At 44.3% G+C, this 18,943-nt stretch carries 20 protein-coding genes; 2 read left to right on the forward strand and 18 right to left on the reverse strand.

Translation table 11 applies throughout. The features are described from left to right. Positions 1 to 816 precede the first annotated feature (816 nt). The 5 genes from BM095_RS16900 to BM095_RS04920 all read right to left on the reverse strand — a co-directional run bounded on the left by BM095_RS16900 (position 817) and on the right by BM095_RS04920 (position 5,087). Complete coding sequence (locus BM095_RS16900; RefSeq protein ID WP_407639142.1) at positions 817 to 900, reverse strand: putative holin-like toxin; 84 nt, start codon at positions 898 to 900, stop codon at positions 817 to 819. A gap of 350 nt (positions 901 to 1,250) precedes the next feature. After that, positions 1,251 to 1,874 (reverse strand): nucleotidyltransferase family protein, encoded by a 624-nt coding sequence (locus tag BM095_RS04905; protein ID WP_091658332.1) that lies wholly within the window; start codon positions 1,872 to 1,874, stop codon positions 1,251 to 1,253. Continuing rightward, positions 1,871 to 2,986: an XdhC family protein gene (locus BM095_RS04910; RefSeq protein WP_245757815.1), complete on the reverse strand. Its 1,116-nt coding sequence runs from the start codon at positions 2,984 to 2,986 to the stop codon at positions 1,871 to 1,873. The genes BM095_RS04905 and BM095_RS04910 overlap by 4 nt, the downstream gene beginning before the upstream one ends. A 2-nt stretch (positions 2,987 to 2,988) precedes the next feature. Then, a complete protein-coding gene (locus BM095_RS04915; RefSeq protein WP_091658336.1) occupies positions 2,989 to 4,212 on the reverse strand; it encodes a vWA domain-containing protein in 1,224 nt (407 codons plus the stop codon). After that, complete coding sequence (locus BM095_RS04920) at positions 4,209 to 5,087, reverse strand: AAA family ATPase (protein WP_091658338.1); 879 nt, start codon at positions 5,085 to 5,087, stop codon at positions 4,209 to 4,211. Before BM095_RS04920 ends, BM095_RS04915 begins: the two co-directional genes overlap by 4 nt. Positions 5,088 to 5,146: 59 nt before the next feature. Here BM095_RS04920 and BM095_RS16835 point away from each other — a divergent pair, with 59 nt between their 5' ends. After that, positions 5,147 to 5,269: a hypothetical protein gene (locus BM095_RS16835; protein ID WP_281243864.1), complete on the forward strand. Its 123-nt coding sequence runs from the start codon at positions 5,147 to 5,149 to the stop codon at positions 5,267 to 5,269. Between the two features lie 227 nt (positions 5,270 to 5,496). Here BM095_RS16835 and BM095_RS04925 read toward each other — a convergent pair whose 3' ends face one another. Genes BM095_RS04925 through moaA form a run of 5 tightly spaced genes read right to left on the reverse strand, consistent with a single transcriptional unit; the run spans position 5,497 to position 10,761 of the window. Next, entirely contained in the window at positions 5,497 to 6,354 is an 858-nt protein-coding gene (locus BM095_RS04925; protein WP_091658340.1) for an FAD binding domain-containing protein, read from the reverse strand. Next, the gene (locus BM095_RS04930) at positions 6,351 to 8,699 is read right to left on the reverse strand and encodes a xanthine dehydrogenase family protein molybdopterin-binding subunit (RefSeq protein WP_091658342.1); all 2,349 of its coding nucleotides are present in this window, start codon (positions 8,697 to 8,699) and stop codon (positions 6,351 to 6,353) included. Before BM095_RS04930 ends, BM095_RS04925 begins: the two co-directional genes overlap by 4 nt. Next, positions 8,692 to 9,225, reverse strand: a complete 534-nt coding sequence (locus BM095_RS04935) for a (2Fe-2S)-binding protein (RefSeq protein ID WP_091658343.1) — start codon at positions 9,223 to 9,225, stop codon at positions 8,692 to 8,694. Before BM095_RS04935 ends, BM095_RS04930 begins: the two co-directional genes overlap by 8 nt. Beyond that, positions 9,225 to 9,689: a CoxG family protein gene (locus BM095_RS04940; RefSeq protein ID WP_091658345.1), complete on the reverse strand. Its 465-nt coding sequence runs from the start codon at positions 9,687 to 9,689 to the stop codon at positions 9,225 to 9,227. The genes BM095_RS04935 and BM095_RS04940 overlap by 1 nt, the downstream gene beginning before the upstream one ends. Before the next feature lie 58 nt (positions 9,690 to 9,747). Continuing rightward, positions 9,748 to 10,761, reverse strand: a complete 1,014-nt coding sequence (moaA, locus tag BM095_RS04945; protein ID WP_091658347.1) for a GTP 3',8-cyclase MoaA — start codon at positions 10,759 to 10,761, stop codon at positions 9,748 to 9,750. Between the two features lie 198 nt (positions 10,762 to 10,959). Here moaA and BM095_RS04950 point away from each other — a divergent pair, with 198 nt between their 5' ends. Beyond that, a complete protein-coding gene (locus BM095_RS04950; RefSeq protein ID WP_177194697.1) occupies positions 10,960 to 11,976 on the forward strand; it encodes a ThiF family adenylyltransferase in 1,017 nt (338 codons plus the stop codon). 14 nt (positions 11,977 to 11,990) lie between these two features. On the opposite strand, the gene BM095_RS04955 is transcribed toward BM095_RS04950, so the two are convergent. From BM095_RS04955 to BM095_RS04990, 8 genes are all read right to left on the reverse strand, one after another. Then, positions 11,991 to 12,173, reverse strand: a complete 183-nt coding sequence (locus BM095_RS04955; protein ID WP_091658351.1) for a MoaD/ThiS family protein — start codon at positions 12,171 to 12,173, stop codon at positions 11,991 to 11,993. A 44-nt stretch (positions 12,174 to 12,217) separates the two neighbouring features. Further along, complete coding sequence (locus BM095_RS04960; protein WP_091658353.1) at positions 12,218 to 12,643, reverse strand: molybdenum cofactor biosynthesis protein MoaE; 426 nt, start codon at positions 12,641 to 12,643, stop codon at positions 12,218 to 12,220. A gap of 27 nt (positions 12,644 to 12,670) precedes the next feature. Then, positions 12,671 to 13,879, reverse strand: a complete 1,209-nt coding sequence (locus BM095_RS04965; RefSeq protein ID WP_091658356.1) for a molybdopterin molybdotransferase MoeA — start codon at positions 13,877 to 13,879, stop codon at positions 12,671 to 12,673. Between the two features lie 641 nt (positions 13,880 to 14,520). Beyond that, positions 14,521 to 15,279 carry a LamB/YcsF family protein gene (locus tag BM095_RS04970; RefSeq protein WP_091658358.1) on the reverse strand — a complete coding sequence of 253 codons (759 nt, stop codon included), beginning with the start codon at positions 15,277 to 15,279 and terminating at the stop codon, positions 14,521 to 14,523. Between the two features lies 1 nt (position 15,280). Then, the gene (locus tag BM095_RS04975; protein ID WP_091658360.1) at positions 15,281 to 16,633 is read right to left on the reverse strand and encodes an acetyl-CoA carboxylase biotin carboxylase subunit; all 1,353 of its coding nucleotides are present in this window, start codon (positions 16,631 to 16,633) and stop codon (positions 15,281 to 15,283) included. A gap of 69 nt (positions 16,634 to 16,702) precedes the next feature. Then, positions 16,703 to 16,939 carry an acetyl-CoA carboxylase gene (locus BM095_RS04980; protein ID WP_091658362.1) on the reverse strand — a complete coding sequence of 79 codons (237 nt, stop codon included), beginning with the start codon at positions 16,937 to 16,939 and terminating at the stop codon, positions 16,703 to 16,705. Positions 16,940 to 16,954: 15 nt separating this feature from the next. After that, the gene (locus tag BM095_RS04985) at positions 16,955 to 17,929 is read right to left on the reverse strand and encodes a 5-oxoprolinase subunit C family protein (RefSeq protein WP_091658365.1); all 975 of its coding nucleotides are present in this window, start codon (positions 17,927 to 17,929) and stop codon (positions 16,955 to 16,957) included. After that, on the reverse strand, positions 17,926 to 18,798 hold the full coding sequence (locus BM095_RS04990; RefSeq protein ID WP_091658368.1) for a 5-oxoprolinase subunit B family protein: 873 nt from the start codon (positions 18,796 to 18,798) through the stop codon (positions 17,926 to 17,928). The genes BM095_RS04985 and BM095_RS04990 overlap by 4 nt, the downstream gene beginning before the upstream one ends. Between the last annotated feature and the right edge of the window lie 145 nt (positions 18,799 to 18,943).

Here is an 18,943-nt window from a genome sequence, read left to right on the forward strand (position 1 = left end):
TATGTGTTCCCTGTATGCTAATTAGTCTTAAGCTTATCCTTCACTACCGGTTTTTGCTGTTAGTAACCTACGGAGTAAGCGTTCAATAATAATTTGTTACATTTCAGCATAAAATGTTATATACGACATGAAAAATAAATTTTTTTAATGTTAGCTATAAGTAATCTTTATTTTTAGTAAGATAATATAAGAGAACAAAGGACTGTAAGATTAATGTATTTGCAAAGATTCCTAAAGTACTAAAATCCCACATTTTAACCTCACTCATGTTTGTTAGAAAGTTACCATTCTTAATGGAGGTAATTTGATAACAAGAAAAATCTAACACCGTAAAATTCCTATAAAAGAATACCTTCCTTTTCTTACAGAGGAAATGAGATGGAGTCCTTCCGCAGTTCAAACAATACCAGAAAAACAACGGTGCGTTTGTCTCACCGCTTTTTATCGGAATGGAAAGGCATAATTTCTGAGATTAGTGAGCTTACCCTTTCAAAGGCAATAATAGAGGTAATTCGTTATTCTGAACTTCAACTTTTATCTAACTATGTCACTAATCACACCGATATCATGCGGATCGTTCGATAAGGTGAAGTTTTTCAAGCAAACGTTCTCTTCCACAGTGAATATCACTATGATTAATAACTGATTGTTTGCTGTTCCCGAAATTTAGGGTATACTATAATTAGAAAATTCATATACTAAAAAAGACCATAGGTGCGGTAACACCTACGGTCTCACACAATAGTTGGTTCCCGTCAAGGGGGATCGGCTAGGTGCGAATAAATCACCCTGGGCCTAACCTAACTCAAGGGTGATTTATTTTTTGTCGTAAAATGACAGTATCGCCACGACAAGACTAGCAAAGCTAATCATCAAAATAAGCGCTTGAAATACCGTCATAGTGCACCACCCCCTTTCCTCGGAGATGATGCCTGACCACCCTTGAGTTACCAATCTATTGTCTTATAAGTATATCATGGTACATTGTGATTGTATCCGATATATTGGAAAAACCCACCATCGTAATGATAGTGGGCTCTTGTTACTCATTCTCTTAGCTGAATACTCCGAGACGGAACAACTCAAGAGAAGTCATTTAATTCATTTTGTTATGACTTTAGTAAACAATATATCTATAAGGAACTGAAACGAATAGAAAATGCGTTGAATTTTAATATCTAGAAAGCCTGCGCTTGAATACCGTATGACACACAAAAGCAGGAAGGGACTGTTATCTGCCTTCCTGCTTTTTATGTTCGCTTCCGTGCCATCTCATATTCTTTCTTATGATCGATATCGAGAAGAATCCCTTCATCTGTCACAGGAAGGATTTCTTTTTTGTGTAGTTGGGACATCAGCGGCTTTCCGCCTTCATCCCCTTGCAATACGTCCATGGAAAGGTTTTCGGCATTTCCGAAAAAGACGGGATGCCCTTTTACGTCTTCATAGCTTGGCCGGACGATAAATGGTTTATCTTCCATTTTAGCTACTTCTATACCTTTTGTATAGACGTCACGAATGGTAGAAGGTAAAAGAAAAGGCAAATCTGCAAGGAATACCATAACATGACAGGGATAAGATTCTGCTTGTTTGATGACTGTTTCTAACCCACATCTCAATGAGGTGCTTTGACCAAGTTTGTAGTCAGGGTTTACCTTCCACTGGAAGCGAGGATCTTTCCCTTCTATTTCTGCTTGGATTCGCTTCGCTTCGTGCCCTACGACAGTGATGATTTCCGTAAAGTCTTCTTTTATCACTTTGTCTATGACGTGCTGGAGCATCGCCTTCCCTTGGAGAGGCAGCATTTGCTTTATGTCCCCCATTCGAGAGGAAGTACCTGCAGCCAAGATGATCGCGAACACAGGAGGCTTCATGCGTTTTGCGCCTCATGAATATGTTCGGCTCCTTGAAGAAAGCCACCAGTATGGCCTTTCTGAATAGCAATAATTTCAGACATCATGCTAATCGCGATTTCTTCGGGGGTGCTAGCCCCGATGTCCAATCCGATGGGGTTATACATCCGTGCGAGCTGGCTGCTGCTAAACTCGATCCCTTCTTCCTTTATAGCTTCCAGCATTTTCACCCGGCGTTTCCGCGGCCCCAATACACCTACGTAACATGCGTCAGACGGTAAGACGAACTTTAACGTGTCTCTATCTCTTTCGATATGGTGGTTCATTACAATGACATACGTACGGTCATCAATGTGTACGTTGTCGGCAAACTGACTGGGAGACGCGATAATCCGGTTGGTACCCGGGAAGCGTTCCTCACTGTTATAGTATAGTCGTTGATCGATAACGGTCGTCTTCATCCCCAGTGACACTGCGTAACGAGCGACGGGGATTGCGTCATGACCAGCACCGAAAATAAGAAGAGGAATGGGCGGCTGATACACATCCAAAAATACATCTACCTGATTACCGGCTTCATCCTTGTATGGTACCGTTTCTGATTTGGGATTACGCTCTGCAAACTTTTTTGCTACTGTATCTTTGATTTGTTGTTCGAGATAGGAATCTTGTATGGTTCCTACGCTATTTCCGTCTTTCTTCGGCACAAACAACCGTCTCGATGACTGGCTTTCTTCTACTACGGTAGCCATCATACCTTCTTGATCTGTTTCTATGGCGTTGATCCATGCTGAGAAAGCTTCCTCTTCCGCTGGAACGAGCTCCATAAAGAGATGAACCGTTCCCGGGCACCCTAGTCCCAGTCCCCAAACGAGGTCTTCATCCATGACGTACGTCTTCAGCACCGATTTCCCTGTTTCCAATACTTCTTTCGCAACTTCTGCCACGTCTGACTCCAAGCAGCCACCTGATATCATTCCGGTCGTCTTTCCGCTTTCATCGACCAGCATTTTTGCCCCTTCCCGGCGATATGCGGACCCACTCACTTCTACCACTGTAACGAGCACAGATTTTTTATTCTCTACTTGCGCCTTCCGAATCGCTTCGAATACCCTCTTTTGTTCCTCCACCATCATCACCTCTGTTTATTTATCTCTCTTGAAACTTGTACATAAGAATCCAGCCGATGTGCTTCCGCAAAAATATCGATATAAGGCAGAGCTTCTCTGATTCTTGTCAATTCAGGCTGATAGCCCGGAGTGCCAAGCAATGGGTTGAACCAAAGGAGAAGAGACGTTTTCTTTTTGATTTCCTGTAACGCTTCTTTCATTTGTCCCGCTTCACTCGTATCTAACCCGTCACTCATAATAAGAACTATTGTGTTTCTCGTTAAATAAGCGTGACTGTACTGTTTCACAAATTCATTCAACGAATCGCCAATACACGTTCCACTTCCCCATGTATCCTCATACATGTGAAGAGCAGGAAGATAACGCTCCTCCGTTTTTAATTGGGAGGTGACGTGGGTTAACGAGTTAGAAAACAGAAACGTTTCTGTGTATCTATGTTTCGCAGTTAAACAATACGCAAATTGTAAAAACCTTGGTGTGTAAGGAGCCATCGACCGACTACCGTCTCCCAACAATACAATTTTCGCTTGCTCGGGCTTCTTTCCTTTAAACATAAGGTCGATAGGAACACCACCGGTATGCATACTGCGACGGATCGTCTTTCGTCCATGTAACAGCAGTCCATCAATGGATGACGTCCGACGGGATTGACGGAGTTTCAACGCTTTTATAAACCGGTACGCCGCTTTCTCCATTTTGTCCAAGTCGCTTTCAGGTATGATCGCTTCTCGAGGTTTTTGGCTTTGCTTGTTCGCTTTCGCCGCCATAAATTGAATAGCCTGACCGAGTCCCTCGCTTGTGTTCTGTTGATCGGCCCCGTAAGAGAAAGAAGAAGACATCTCCTTGTTTTTCCCTTGCTTCCGCTTTGTTTTCGTCATGGGCTCGTCATTGGAGCCGGATTTTCTTTTATTGTGTGGGGAATGGGGATCGGACTGCCCGTCCTTTGTTTTTCTTTTTTGCATCTCTCGCGTATCGTCTTTTTTTTCAAAATATTGATAAAAAACGTCTTCGAAAATAGGGATATCTTCTTTCCCCGAACAAAGCACGGTTTGTAGTGCAAACTTAAACTGCTCATAGTTCGTGATGGCGACGGCTTCCAATGCTCGCAAACTATCGATTTCCTCCTGGATACCGACGAGAAGACCTTCCCGTCTCAGGGCTTGACAAAATAATAACACATATTCTGTCAAATTACCCGTTCTGGACAGGGGCTGGAACGACAATATCATGGATGGAGCAACTCCTCTTCTTCTAGAACAGCCTCCACTGTTTTCCAGTCCTCTTTTCCTTTAATAAAGCACCCCAACGTCTCTGTCACAATTTCTTTGTCGAGCTCGTTGACATGTAAATAAAGCAGCGATTCCGCCCAATCGAGGCTTTCCGCTCCTCCTGGTATTTTGGCAAGCGGCAGTGTCCGCAGCTTTTGCATAAAGGCAGCGATTTGGTCAGCGAGCTTCGCACTAATATCCGGGAAACGTTTTTTAATCATCGCGGTTTCTTTTTCAAAATCTGGGTAGTCCACCCATTGATACAAACAGCGCCGGCGCAAGGCATCACTTAATTCACGCGTTCGATTTGAAGTTAAAATAATATAAGGACGCTCGTTGGCGCGAATCGTTCCCAGCTCAGGTATAGAAATTTGAAATTCAGCAAGCATTTCTAGGAGAAACGCTTCAAACTCTTCATCCGCTCGGTCGATTTCATCGATTAATAGCACGGGAGCTTTTTCTTCTTTTAACGCTTGCAGCAAAGGCCTCGTTAATAAAAAGTCTTCACTAAAGATCTCCTCTTTGATTTGAGTTGGATCGGCATTCGTTCCATTCCTCATTTGGATATGAAGCATTTGTTTTGCGTAGTTCCACTCATACATGGCATGAGCGGCGTCTAGCCCTTCATAACATTGAAGTCTGATCAACTTCGTGTTTAACGATCGGGCGAGAACCTTCGCAAGTTCTGTTTTTCCGACTCCCGCAGGGCCTTCGATCAATAAAGGCTTTTGCAATGTCTTCACGAGATGTAACGAAATAGCTACGGCATGGTCGGTAATGTATCCGTGCTGATCAAACTCTTCTTCAATTGAACGGATACCGTCTTGGATGCTCATCCCTCCACTCCTTTCTATGTAAACAAATAAACAAAGATTATATTTAGGGGTAGTGACTCTTGATTGCATATTTATTTCTCCAAGGGCATGAACGTCTCCTGTTAGTAACGTTGAATACTGGCACAGGAATGTCTGGGTCACTATTACAGACGGAAGAACAGTATACATTACCTTGGTGTTGAAAACTATGACTTCAAGGGCATCTAAATTGCTTGTTATTTCCCTTGGGTTGGATTTCTTCTATTCCTAGGGCATTATCTACTTTTGTTCTTGACGTTGCATACGGATTCATGAACCTTTGTGTCACTATTCCAAGAGCCGGTGGGTGACCAATGGGCTTTCCCCATACAAGGAAAGGCAGGGGCACCACTTTTCACGTGCTGCCCCTAAGCCACTACCTATGTGTGATTTACAGTAAAATCGATTTCAACGCACGTTCTGTATAAACTTTGCACAAGTTTTCACGGTATTCTGGTGACGCGAACAAGTCGCTTCCCATTTCTCCGTCGTCGGCCGCGAGCTTGGATGCTTCTTTGATCACTGCTTCGGATGGAGCTTTACCGAGCAGCTCTTCTTCGACAGATGTCGCTCGGAACGCCACGTCTCCGGCGCCCGTAATTCCAACGCGAACGAAGTCAATGTTTCCATTGCTGTCCGTGCCAGCTACGGCTGCGACACCAACGACTGGGTAACCGGACGCAGGATGGAAATACTTCAAGTACGTCGATTTCGTATGAGTCGGAGGAATTTGGAAAGAAACCCCTGTTACAATGCTATCTTCCGGCATCATTGTGATTAATGGTCCAAGAATGAAGCTGTCGATGCCCATTGCTTGTTCGCCAAACTCGTTTGTAATCAGAACTTCCGCATCAAGTACGAAGGCAGCTGCCGGCAAGTCAGCGGCGGAGTCGGCGTGAACGATGTTTCCACCCATGGTTCCTTTATTCCTGATTTGGATATCTCCAATTTGGCGTGCTGTCTCGGCAACGAGAGGGATATGTTCTTTGATGTCAGGATGGATCGATACTTCTCTGTGCGTGTTCAAGGCACCAACGATGAGACGATCCCCTTCTTTTCTTACTTCTTTCAATGCATCGATACCGGTAATATCGATTAACACTTGCGGCTCTGTTAACCTCATCTTCATCAATGGAAGTAAGCTGTGTCCTCCTGCTAACACTTTTCCTTCCCCATCGCTGTCTTTCAATTGTTGAATGGCTTCGTTTACGCTCTCCGCACGAACATAATCAAATGTTACTGGGATCATTGATTACCCTCCTTTTCTTGAATGACTTTCCAAACTTTCTCCGGAGTAAGCGGCATCTCTACATCCGTTACACCGTAAACCGATAGAGCATCTACGACGGCATTCATTGCAGCAGCAATGGAAGCGGTTGTCCCGACTTCGCCGACCCCTTTGGCTCCTAACGGGTTTACCGGAGAAGGTGTCTCTGTAAAGTCCGATTCAATGGTAGGGAAGAAACGTGCTTTCGGTAAGGTGTAATCCATCAATGTACCGGACACCAGCTGACCGTTGTCGTTGTAAACGGCACCTTCCCAAAGGGCTTGTCCTACTCCTTGAGCGACTCCTCCGTGTACTTGTCCTTCCGCAGTAAGAGGGTTAATCACGGTTCCTACGTCATCCACACATACGTAACGCTGCAAGTCAATTTCTCCTGTATCTTTGTCCACTTCGACGACAGCGACATGTGTTCCGAATGGAAAAACAAAGTTCTCTGGTTTAAAGAAATACTGTGCTTCTAATGACGGTTCCATTCCTTCTGGCAAATTCCAAGCCATGTTGGCAGAATGAGCAATGTCTTTAAACGCTCTTTCTTTTCCAGGTACTCCTTTGACAGAGAATGTGCCGTTTTCAAATTCGACATCTTCTTCTGCTACTTCCAGCTCATGAGCCGCAATTTTTTTCGCTTTCTCTACGACGCGGTCTGCAGCAAACGATACTGCAGCACCACCGACAGCAGTCGATCGGGATCCGTATGTTCCCCAGCCCATCGATACTGATTTCGTATCACTAAACACAAATTCAATGTCTTCGATAGGAATACCAAGCTTATCTGCGACCACTTGGCTGAATGTTGTATCGTGCCCTTGCCCGTGAGGTGACGTTCCACAGAATACGGTTACCTTTCCGGAAGGATGGACACGTACGGTAGAGTTCTCCCATGTTCCGCCTTGGAACCCAACGGCACCAACGACTTCAGAAGGACCGAATCCACACATTTCAACGTACGTAGAAAAGCCGATTCCCATCAACTTTCCTTCTTTACGTTTTCTCTCTTGTTCTTTTCTTAACTCTTCATAATTGAGTGTTTCTAACGCTTTATTCAATGGCTTTTCATAATCTCCGCTATCATACAAAAGCCCTTGTGCGTTTTGATAAGGGAACGCTTCTTTTTTAACAAAGTTTTTCTTTCTTAATTCCACAGGATCCATACCGACTTCGCGTGCAAACAAGTCGACGATTCTTTCAATCTGATACGTCGATTCTGGTTTACCAGCTCCGCGGTAGGCATCTGTAGGCGTTGTGTTTGTATATACGCCAGTCGTTTCACAGGCAGCGTAAGGGATATCATAAGTACCGGTGATCATCATGCCAAAGTCAATAGTAGACACGCCAGCGCCCATTGTAGATAAGTATGCGCCTAAGTTAGCTGTATTTTTGACGTGAATCGCTTCTAGTGTCCCATCTTTTTTACCAGCAAGTTCTACCTCAATGATTTCATCACGGCCCGCGTTAGCAGCGGTATAATGTTCACTGCGTTCTTCAATCCATTTCACAGGTTTTCCGATTTCACGCGATGCAAAAGCAACGAGGGCTTCGTCTGGATATACACCAATCTTTCCTCCAAATCCACCGCCAATATCAGGAGCAATGACTTGGAACTTCGCTTCAGAAATACCAAGCACTTCAGCAAGAACCATACGGTGTATGTGAGGGTTTTGAGAGGAACACCACAGTGTCAACTCCCCACTTCCCGGATTGTACTGGGCCACTGCTGCTCTTGGCTCGATCGGACTCGGGAATACGCGCTGCACATAAAAGCTTTCTTTCACGACAACTTCGGCATTTTCCATGACACCTTCAGGAATTTCTCCTGCTTTCCATTGGAGAGCTATGTTATTTTCAATATCATCATGAAGAAGAGGGGCATCTTCTTTCATGGCTTCTTTTTGACCTACGACTGCTGGTAACTCTTCGTATTCCACTTCAATTAATTCCGCTGCATCTTTTACCGCATAACGGTCGTCGGCAATAACTAACGCAACACCATCTCCTACGTAGCGAACACGGTCAATCGCCAACGGGTATTGAGGAGGCTCTTTTAAATTACATCCAGGGACATACCAAGACGTTGGGACAGGACCTACTTTCCCTTCCAAATCTTTTCCGGTGTAAACGGCCACAACGTTCGGATGGTTAAGTGCTTCTTCCACGTGGATCTTTTTGATTTTCGCGTGCGCACTTGTGCTCCGGACGACTGTCGCGTGAAGCATACCAGGGAGAACGATATCATCGGAATAGCGACCGTTCCCTGTAAGAAGACGGGAATCTTCTTTTCTTTTTACGGACGTACCAACCACTTTACTCATTGTGAGTTCCCTCCCCCACTAATTGCTGGCTGTTTAAGTCGATACCAGATTCTTGAATGATAGTTGCGGCTTTTTGAATCGCAGAAATGATAAATTGATAGCCTGTGCAACGACAAATGACACCTTCGAGCCCTTCGCGAATTTCTTCTTCCGTCGGATTTGGGTTTTCCTTCAAGAGACCAAGGGCTGCGATCATGACACCAGGTGTACAGTAGCCGCACTGCAGACCGTGCTCTTCCCAAAAGCTTTGCTGCATCGGGTGAAGGTCGTTTGCTGTTCCAAGCCCTTCGACGGTTGTAATCTCGGAACCATCTGCTTGAACGGCAAGCGTCGTACAGGATTTTACAATATCCCCATCGACCATGACCGTACAAGCACCGCACTGACTTGTATCACACCCGACGTGAGTTCCAGTCAAGCCAAGATCATCACGCAAATAGTGAACGAGCAATTTTCTAGGCTCCACTTCTGCACTGCATGCTTGTCCGTTTGCTGTCACTGATACATTCCTTTTCTCAACTGCCATTACATACCCTCCAATAAGCTCGCGATTTTTTTCGCTTCTTTCTCAATGTCTTTGAAGAACTGTCCCATCACTACTTTGGCAACACCGCTCATGACGCGCTGTCCCGCTGTAGCAAGGACACCTGTAACTTCCACATCCGCACTGCAATGAAGCGTCGTGCTGTCGCCTTCTTCCACTAATTCCATCGCTGCGTCCCCGTTGAATTTACCGGGCTTTCCTTGTCCTTCTACCAACAGTCGATAAGAATCTGGTTCATTAATATCCACCTGGCTTACCTTTGCTGTGAACACCCCCTTTACTGGGCCAATGTTAATACCTAGTTCTGCGTCATACACATTCTCTTCGACTTCTTCAAATTTCTTGCATCCTGGTAAAGCACTTTTCAAAACTTCATTGTTTTGTAGAGTACTCCACAAAGTGTCCTTCGAGATTCCTTTAAATGTGTGTGATGATGTAATATCCAACAGTAAAATCCCCTTTCATGTTGGAATAAAATAGTAGAGTTAGGATATAACAAACGTGTTATCCGCCAATATATGACATTTCAATTTTCTTCCTTCGTTTGCCGTTTTTCCTGTCCCCACCTCCTCTCTCTTCAGAGTAACGATCCGTACGTCCGTTCCAAATGGAAGCTATATGTTCTTTCACTTCCAGATCTGTTGCGTCGGAGCGAAGGAGACGTTTGATGTCGTGTCCTCCTGTCGCAAATAAACATGTATACATCTGACCGTTCGCTGACAACCTTGCTCTCGTGCAAGACCCGCAAAATGTATCCGTTACGGAAGAAATGATGCCAATTTCTTTATCGGTGCCTTTGTAAGTAAAACGGCTGGCCACCTCCCCAAAGTAACGAGGGTCTGCAGGTTCGAGAGGCATTTCTTTGTGGATTAAGTCCAGGATTTCTTGTTTCGTAATGACTTTTTCCATGTTCCACTCGTTATAGTTACCGACATCCATGAATTCAATAAAACGCAGAATATGATCGGTGTCGCGGAAATGCCGTGCCATTGGCAAGATGTCTTGGTCGTTCACCCCTTTTTGCACGACCATGTTCACTTTCACTTGGATGCCCTCTGAAGCGGCAGCCTCTATCCCTTCGAGTACGTCTCGAACCGAGTGGTGTCGGCTGTTCAAGCGATGAAACACCCTGTCATCCAAGGTGTCCAAACTAACATTCACACGTTGCAAACCCGCCTCTTTTAAATCTTTACTTAGCCTCTTAAGCATCGTACCGTTTGTCGTGAGTGCGATGTCTTCTATGCCCTCTATGCGGCTTAGCGACTGAATGAGCGTCGGTATATCTTTTCTTAATAACGGCTCCCCGCCACTAATTCGTATCTTTTTCACTCCTAATGGCACGAGTAGCCGAACCGTACGTTCGATTTCCTCAAAACTTAAAATTTCTTCTCGCGGCAGGAAAGGATAGTCCTTGCCGAATATCTCTTCGGGCATGCAATACGTGCAACGGAAATTACAGCGGTCTGTCACAGAAATCCGTAAGTCACGAAGCGGCCGTTGGTAAGAATCATGAATCATATGACGCCTCCTTTCATGAAAAGCGTAAATGACTTAGCTTACATGGAATGTGATGCCTTTCATATCGCAACTAGACTTTGCTAACATTTTGTTTATTTTTAAGAAACTGAAACCGAAAACTAAAAAAATTTGAAATTGATTGTTTTACCTATCTGATTTATGATAAATGACATACATTATCAGAAAGGAGCTCCTCGTATGAGTGCTGACCGTTACTCCCGTCATGTTCTCGTCCCATCGATTGGAAAAGAAGGTCAACGCAAGCTGCAGCACGCCTCCATTCTCATTATCGGAGGGGGTGCGCTCGGAAGCCATACCGCTGAAATGTGTGCTCGTATGGGAATTGCCAGCATGACGATCATTGACCGCGACTATGTCGAGCTAAGCAACCTTCAGCGTCAAACCCTTTTTACAGAACAAGATGTGGCACAAAAAGAAGCAAAAGCCTTTGCCCTCGAAAAACATTTAAAGAAAATTAACTCAACGATCGACATCAAAGGGGTAGTCACCGATCTCACCAAAGATGAAATGGGTCACTATGTCGCAGACGCCGACCTCGTTCTTGATTGTACGGACAATTTTGACATCCGCTTTCTCATCAATGAAGCGTGCATCCTCCACGAAAAAAAGTGGATTTATGCTTCCTGTGCTGGCACATACGGTAATATTGTCCCGATTCAACCAGAAGTAACTCCCTGTCTCGATTGTTTGTTAAGCGATACTCCTTTTTTAAACGGAGCAAGCTGTGACTTAATTGGGGTGCAAACGACATTAGTCCCTTTTATTACTAGTATCCAGTGCTCGATCATGGTTCGAATGCTTATCGAAGAAGAAGATTTTGATGATTATTACTTTTACCAAGTCGATTCTTGGAAACTCGAGATGAATAAATTTAACCTTTCTCGAAAAGAAAATTGTCCTTCTTGCGTGAAAAAGGAATATAACTATTTACATAAACCTTTTTCGGAAGAAGCCATGCAGCTTTGCGGCCGAGACACCGTCCAATTTCGAACGACCATTCAAAACGGCACTGATTTTCATCAAGTGGCCGATTACTTAGAACAGCATGCCATTCCATACAAAAGCAATGCATTTATTCTGTCTTTCACGTATGAAAATCATCCGTTTACTCTCTTTAAAGACGGAAGAATGCTGATTCACAAAGTAGACAGTAAAGAAGCTGCCAAAAAGATATATTACCAGCTATTTCAGTAATCTCTCAGCAGTTATCAACCGCCGCTCACCGGTGGGATAACTGCTATTTCTTGTTTTGCTTCCAGCGGGTCGTCATCTTGTTTAAAGGTCATATCTACGGCGATTTTGCATTGAGACACATCGTTCGCAAGAGATGGATATTTTCTTTTTAACTCTTCTTTCAATTCCTCGATCGTCTCCAAACGAGAGATGTTCATTGTGTCTTTATCATCCCAGCTTTTCCTCTAAATAAGCGAAAAACTTAATGGTTACCGTCATCACGAATCCCTCCCCATCTCACCTTGTCGTGATCAAATTCTTTTTTCCAGATAGGTACTCGTTTTTTCAATTCCTCAATAATGTACCGAGAGCCCTCGTAAGCTTCGGGTCGGTGTGGGGTAGAAACACCTATCAGCACCGCAATGTCACTCACTTCTAATCTTCCAAGCCGGTGAACGACAATGATATCTGCCTTAAAACGGCTTTCTACTTCTTCCGCTAAGCTTCTCAGCTCCTGTATGGCCATCTCTTCATAGGCGTAATATTCGATGGCTGTCGTTTGTACATCTTCCGTGATGTCACGGATCGTACCGGCGAACAAGTTGTTCCCGCCATGATGCGGGTTTGAAATTTTGTTGAAAAACTCGCCAATATCAATCGGTTCATATTGTAGTTTCACATCTATCATATGCCTGCCCCTTTATTCGCTCGTGCTTTATAACAACCATATTTGTACCGTGTCGCCACGTTTATGTCCGTTGGAATGGCCTGGTATGTTAATCAAGCAGGTTGTCTGATGTAAATTGCCGAGAGAGCTCGATTGGTCGCTGCCAACTGGAGTTACATACAATTGTCCATTGGCATCAAACCTGTATTGTCCTCGTAAAATACGGTCAAAAGAAGATTGTTTAAGGTAATCTTTTTCTAAGACTGCTTTCGTTTCAATCATTGTATCCGTCGTCTTGAGTAATTGGCTGATATAGCTTCGGATAAAGAGCTGAAATCCAATATAACAAGCCCCAGGATTACCAGAAAGCGCCATCAATAGAGTGTCACCGAGCATCGCAGCACTTGTCGGACTGCCCGGACGCATTTGGATTTTGTTAAATAAAAAAGTGTTATCAAGCACAATATCCGCCATGAAATCAAAGTCACCAACAGACACACCGCCTGTTGTCACAATGAGATCCACTTCTTCAGCCAATTGAGTTAACTCTTTTTCTATACTTTCCTTCTCGTCAGCAAGCTGGCCAGAGTATGTCACTTCTGAGCCGTGTTCACGAAGCAATTGCTCTAACAGTGGCTTGTTGCTGTCATATATTTTCCCGTCTTGTAATGCTTCTCCTGCAGAAAGAAGCTCTGAACCGGTGGAGAGTACAGCGGCTTTTGGCTTACGATAGACAGAAATGGTCTCCATTCCAAACGCCTTGAACAGACTAATCGTTCCACTGTTAATTTTTTCTCCCTTGGACAGAATTTTGTCTTCTTTCCGAAAATCAGAGCCAATCGGGTTTATGTTATCGGTTTCATGAGTGTCGAGGATACGTACTTTTTGCGGATTTTCCGTCGTTTCAGTTTGTTCTAGCATAATAATCTTGCCGGCAGAGTCAGGAACTTTCGCGCCCGTCATAATACGGACAGCTTCTCGCTCCCCCAATTCACCAGGAAATACAAAGCCACAAGGAACATTGCCCACTACTGTAAATTCCTTGGGGAATGGGCCGTCATCCTCTTTCCGAATGGCGTAACCGTCATATAGGGATCTTCTAAAAGATGGAATGGAAACAGGAGCATATTGATCTTCGGCTACCACGAAGCCGATACTGTCATCGACAGGAATATCAATTTGATCAAGTGGTTTGTCGAACTGAAGCAGCCTGTCTCTCGCTTCCTCAATCTTTATGGCTTGTCTTGCTTTTATCATCTGTTATCCCTCGTTCTATTGAAAGATTATTTTATTCTTATTAACATGCAATAACCGTTCCAATTTTCAAAACGTTGGCAGCATGGGGCGTCTAGCTTTTGGAAAATGTCAGCGGATTTCAAAAGTGAATAACTTTTTTACTTCTAAAACTCAAGAGGCATGTGAGGAAGTTATTCGATCCCTTCCCCATGGAAACAATCAAGTGAAACGAAAGGAGAGAAAAATTGGCGGCAATTGTTATTGTAAAAGGCTACCTATGCAAACTTTGTTGCTTTAAATGAAGAAATAGATTCGCTATCGGCGGACGCTTTCCGCGGGCACGGCTTCAACTCCCCCGAAACTCGCCGAGCTTGTTTCGGTTGATTTTCAGCTCGTGCTGCGACGAACAGGACGTTCTAGTGTCGGTTTGGTCACAGGACGTGACCTTTTAGCCGACGACCGCAGGAGTCGCCGCCTATCGCTCATCTATACTCGTATTTTTCAAACAACAATCTTTTAGAAAACAGCCTTGTAAAAAAAATCGCAAGCATTTGTTGAGGCGACCTTGAGTCGATAAGGCTTGAGCAGTACAGAGAAAATGCTGAACCTTCCTATTTTACAGAAAGAGGGCTTCATGAAAGCCCCCCTCTTGCGTATAGGTGTTACCCTTTTACAGAAGTAATATCAACGTTTGCTGATTGCAAAGCCTCTGTTATGGTCTTTGCGAGCTTGGGTGCTCCTGGTGTGTCGCCATGGATACATACGGTTTCTGCTTCGAGCTTCACGTCTTCTCCCTCGTTTGTGATCACTCTTCCTTCGGTAACGATACGGACGACACGCTCTGCCATTTTGTCGTAGTCTTCGATCGCAGAGCCTTTCCGCGTCATAACGATAGAACCTTCTTTCGTATGTTCGCGATCCGCGTAAGCTTCTTTTGCAACCGGAACGCCCATTTTTTGTGCTTCTTCATACACTTCTGACCGGGCTAATGAAAAGACAACCATGTTCGGATCTGCTTCATGCACTGCTTCTAAAATCGTGCGCGCCAAGTCACGGTCTCTCATTGCTTTCATGAAAAGAGCTCCATGCGGCTTACAGTGCTGCAGCTGAATGTCTTCCGCGCGGGCAAATTCACGCAATGCCCCCATTTGATAAGTCACATAATCTTTCACTTCACTGGCAGTAGCTGCCATATCACGACGACCAAACCCTAGTAAGTCTGGAAAACCAGGATGGGCTCCAATCTTTACGTCATACTCTTTCGCAAGTTTTACTGTCTTTCTCATGACGTGCGGATCTCCGCCGTGATAACCGCAGGCAATATTCGCTGAGGTAATATACTGCATCATTTCCTCATCGTTTCCGAGGACATACTGGCTGAAGCTCTCTCCCATGTCACAGTTCAAATCAATCTTTGCCATATTAGCTCACCCCCTCAAGTCCAAGTGATTTAATGAATTGGGTCGTGTAGTTTCCACTCACAAAGTCTTTGTTTTCCATAATTTGCTTCAAGAGATCCAGGTTCGTCGTTAACCCTTCTACTTCTATTTGATCAAGCACTCGTTTCATATTTTCAATGGCTGCGCTGCGGCCTGCGCCATGTACAATAATTTTTCCGATCATCGGGTCATAGAAAGGCGTTACTTTGCTTCCTTCTATCACGCCGAAATCAAGACGGACATTCTCTGATGGAACGGTTAGCTTTTCAATGGTTCCTGGTGAAGGGAAGAATGTTTTCGGATCTTCGGCGTACAGACGACATTCGATGGCGTGACCTTGTTTTTGAATGTCTTCCTGTACAAGCGGAAGCTTCTCTCCAGCTGCGACTTTCAACTGCCATTCAACAAGATCCAATCCGCTCACTTCTTCCGTTACCGGGTGTTCCACTTGAAGACGTGTGTTCATTTCGAGGAAGTAAAAACTGCCATCTTCATCGAAAATAAATTCCATTGTTCCTGCATTGGTGTACCCGATTTCTTTCACACCACGAACAGCTGCTTCGAGAAGCTCTGCTCGTTTTTCTTCATTGAGAAAAGGTGACGGGCTTTCTTCGATAATTTTTTGATTACGGCGCTGCACGGAACACTCCCTCTCAAACACGTGAACCACATTGCCGTGATGGTCCGCAACGACTTGTACTTCAATATGGCGAGGCTTTGTAATTAATTTTTCCAAAAATACAGCTCCGTCATTAAAGTAAGACTCTGCCTGCTGGACCGTAGAATCAAACGCACGCTCGAGTTCTTCACGGCTGTGAACGAGCTTCATCCCAATTCCACCGCCGCCAGCGCTTGCTTTCAGCATCAGCGGATAACCGAGAGTTTCTGCTGTTTCGAGCGCTTCTTCTATCGAATTCAACTTACCTTCTGACCCCGGTACAACGGGAACATTTGCTTTCTGCATCTGTTCTCGCGCCGACAGCTTACTTCCCATAATCTTCATAATATCGGCGGAAGGGCCAATGAACGTAATATTTTCTTTTTCACAACGCTCGACGAAATCAGGATTTTCCGATAAGAAACCATATCCCGGGTGGATCGCATCTGTATTTGTTTCTTTCGCTACATCAATGATTTTATCAACGACTAAGTAGCTCTTCTTTGCTTGAGACGGCCCGACACAAACGGCCTCATCCGCTGCATGCACGAATGGTGCATCCGCATCCGCTTCGGAATAAACAGCTACTGTCTGAATGCCGAGTTTTTTGCATGTATCGATAATTCGAAGAGCGATCTCTCCCCGATTAGCAATTAACACTTTGTTGAAATAAGCCATACATTTCCACCTCTATGTTAGTAAAAGGCGAAGACGCTGTTTCACTGCTTCTTCGCCTCATTCTTTTTGTTAGGATATTGTCGCTATTTCTTGGCCTGCTTCGATTTCACTTTCATTTTCTACATGAAACTTCTCAATGACTCCGTCTTTCTCTGCTTTCACTTCATAAAAATTCTTCATTACCTCAACAAGTCCGAGAATGTCGCCTTCTTTCACGGAATCTCCTTCATTCACATATACATCCTTATCCGGAGACGGCTTGCGGTAAAAAATCCCTGGTAGTGGTGATAAAACTTTGTCTGCCATTATAAATTCCTCCCTTTATTGCGCTACAAATTGTCTTACTTTCTCTACGGTGTCTCTGTATTCTTTTCTTGCTTGTAATGCCTCTTCGATATCAACAGAAACGAAGCGAACTTTCTCGTTGGTTTTCACTTGCGCCATTTTATCGAGGTCGGTGCTGATGATTGTACAGATTGTAACGTAGCCTCCACCTGTAACCGCATCATTCAAGAGAGCAATCGGCTCAACGCCGTCTGGAACTTGAATGGAGCCGATCGGGTAACCGAGGTCAACAACGTTTGACGCGTTACTTCCCGCTCCAAATGGTTGTTCTCTTTCCACGAAATGAAGACGTTCGCCTTTAAAGCGGTAACCGACACGGTTGGCTTCTGTGGTGACAGACCATTCACGCTCGAAGAATCGCTTTTTGCTTTCTTCCGTTAAGCGGTAGCTGCACAAACCAAGAATGACGCGGATTTCGTTATCTCCGCTGAAGTCCAGGCGATATTCTTCCGGAAGACTTGTTCCTTCTTTAACTTCTTGTTTTTTATCATTCCCGATTTTTAATTCATCACCCGCTTGGAGAGCACGTCCTTCCATTCCACCGACGCCGCACAGCGTGTAAGTGGAACGGGAATCCATAATAACAGGAACGTCAACTCCACCAGCTACAGCTAAGTAAACGCGAGCTCCTTTTTTCACAAAGTCAAACGATAACTCATCGCCTGCCTTGATGGAATGCGTTTCCCACATAGGTACGGCTTCTCCGTTAATTTTCGGCGGGATTTCTCCCCCTGTAACAGCGATAAACGCATCCTGTTGAAACTCAAGGGTTGGTCCCATATATGTAATTTCGAGAGAAGCTGCATTTTCATCATTGCCGACAAGCAAATTCCCTACCGTGTAAGAATATTTATCCATTGCTCCGGAAGGCGGCATGCCGACGTCATAATAACCAATTCGTCCATAGTCCTGTACCGTTGTTTGGAGTCCGGGATTTTTTACTTTAATCATGCATACAACCTCCCTAACACGTCATCTGAAAACGCTTTCGGATTTTCCAGCACCTGTTGAGGAGTGAACGTGAACTCTTTGATTAAATAGCGGAACGTTCCATCTTCTACTTCTTTACGGATCTTTTTATATTCATCCATAGTAATGCTGCGGAAGCGAAGCAAATCTCCTTGTCTCGGGAACGTCATCGAATCTTTGAAATCATGGAGGCGCTGTTCATTTTCAAAGATCGGTGCTGCCGCTGTTCCGAACAACTGATAGCCGCCTGCGCCTTGAACAGGGTAAATAACCGCAAATGCACCGCCAAACCCAAACGCTCTTTCGGACGTAAACGTACGCGGGCGAACATACTTCGGAACTTCGATTTGTTGTTCGCGAGGTACCATTTGATAACACCACGGCAGACCAGGTACAAAACCAATCATGGAAGCGATGTACGGGTAATCCGTGATGGCTTGAATTAAGTCTTCTTTTGAATCAAAGCCATTGATGCGTGCTGCATACTCTAAGTCTGTCGAATTAGGATCTTGGTGGCGATCTCTATTATTCATTACTGTTTCATGCGTCCACGGATCTTCAAACAAGATCGGCATGTCGACAATACGAGATTTAATTTCAAAACCTTCGAGTGATACGGTTTTCTCCAACTCTTTCAATTTTGAAATAAGATCATCCGGATGGATCTCTTCTGGCTTAAATCGAATCATGTAAGACGCATTCGAAGGACATATGTCCACAATTCCAGGTACGTTATCTTCTTTTAATTGTTTTGTGATGGCCATGGCTTGGAAATTCACTTCTAAACTCATTTCCTCCGCCAATTCGACAAAAATAAACTCATCACCGCCATATTCGTAACGGGGCACCATCCTTCACCTCTCTTATGGTTGTTCTTTCATTTATTTCAAAAAAATCTTTCAACTATATAATGCAAATACTATGCCAACTCACGAAATTCCACTCGTTCCGTATTTTCTTTTTTTCTATCTTCGTTTTTCTTTCAAAAATAAAAGG

It is taken from the genome of Alteribacillus iranensis, from assembly GCF_900113025.1.
Taxonomy (GTDB): domain Bacteria; phylum Bacillota; class Bacilli; order Bacillales; family Marinococcaceae; genus Alteribacillus_A; species Alteribacillus_A iranensis.

Bases quoted from the DNA above. Each gene is read 5' to 3' on its own strand.
- BM095_RS04910 (WP_245757815.1), bottom strand. From the start codon at position 2,986: ATGGTGGAGGAACAAAAGAGGGTATTCGAAGCGATTCGGAAGGCGCAA.
- BM095_RS04955 (WP_091658351.1), bottom strand. From the start codon at position 12,173: ATGAACATCTCTCGTTTGGAGACGATCGAGGAATTGAAAGAAGAGTTA.
- BM095_RS04950 (WP_177194697.1), top strand. From the start codon at position 10,960: ATGAGTGCTGACCGTTACTCCCGTCATGTTCTCGTCCCATCGATTGGA.
- BM095_RS04930 (WP_091658342.1), bottom strand. From the start codon at position 8,699: ATGAGTAAAGTGGTTGGTACGTCCGTAAAAAGAAAAGAAGATTCCCGT.
- BM095_RS04935 (WP_091658343.1), bottom strand. From the start codon at position 9,225: ATGGCAGTTGAGAAAAGGAATGTATCAGTGACAGCAAACGGACAAGCA.
- BM095_RS16900 (WP_407639142.1), bottom strand. From the start codon at position 900: ATGACGGTATTTCAAGCGCTTATTTTGATGATTAGCTTTGCTAGTCTT.
- BM095_RS04975 (WP_091658360.1), bottom strand. From the start codon at position 16,633: ATGGCTTATTTCAACAAAGTGTTAATTGCTAATCGGGGAGAGATCGCT.
- BM095_RS04970 (WP_091658358.1), bottom strand. From the start codon at position 15,279: ATGGCAAAGATTGATTTGAACTGTGACATGGGAGAGAGCTTCAGCCAG.
- moaA (WP_091658347.1), bottom strand. From the start codon at position 10,761: ATGATTCATGATTCTTACCAACGGCCGCTTCGTGACTTACGGATTTCT.
- BM095_RS04905 (WP_091658332.1), bottom strand. From the start codon at position 1,874: ATGAAGCCTCCTGTGTTCGCGATCATCTTGGCTGCAGGTACTTCCTCT.
- BM095_RS04960 (WP_091658353.1), bottom strand. From the start codon at position 12,643: ATGATAGATGTGAAACTACAATATGAACCGATTGATATTGGCGAGTTT.
- BM095_RS04915 (WP_091658336.1), bottom strand. From the start codon at position 4,212: ATGATATTGTCGTTCCAGCCCCTGTCCAGAACGGGTAATTTGACAGAA.
- BM095_RS04925 (WP_091658340.1), bottom strand. From the start codon at position 6,354: ATGATCCCAGTAACATTTGATTATGTTCGTGCGGAGAGCGTAAACGAA.
- BM095_RS04920 (WP_091658338.1), bottom strand. From the start codon at position 5,087: ATGAGCATCCAAGACGGTATCCGTTCAATTGAAGAAGAGTTTGATCAG.
- BM095_RS04965 (WP_091658356.1), bottom strand. From the start codon at position 13,879: ATGATAAAAGCAAGACAAGCCATAAAGATTGAGGAAGCGAGAGACAGG.
- BM095_RS04980 (WP_091658362.1), bottom strand. From the start codon at position 16,939: ATGGCAGACAAAGTTTTATCACCACTACCAGGGATTTTTTACCGCAAG.
- BM095_RS04990 (WP_091658368.1), bottom strand. From the start codon at position 18,798: ATGGTGCCCCGTTACGAATATGGCGGTGATGAGTTTATTTTTGTCGAA.
- BM095_RS04985 (WP_091658365.1), bottom strand. From the start codon at position 17,929: ATGATTAAAGTAAAAAATCCCGGACTCCAAACAACGGTACAGGACTAT.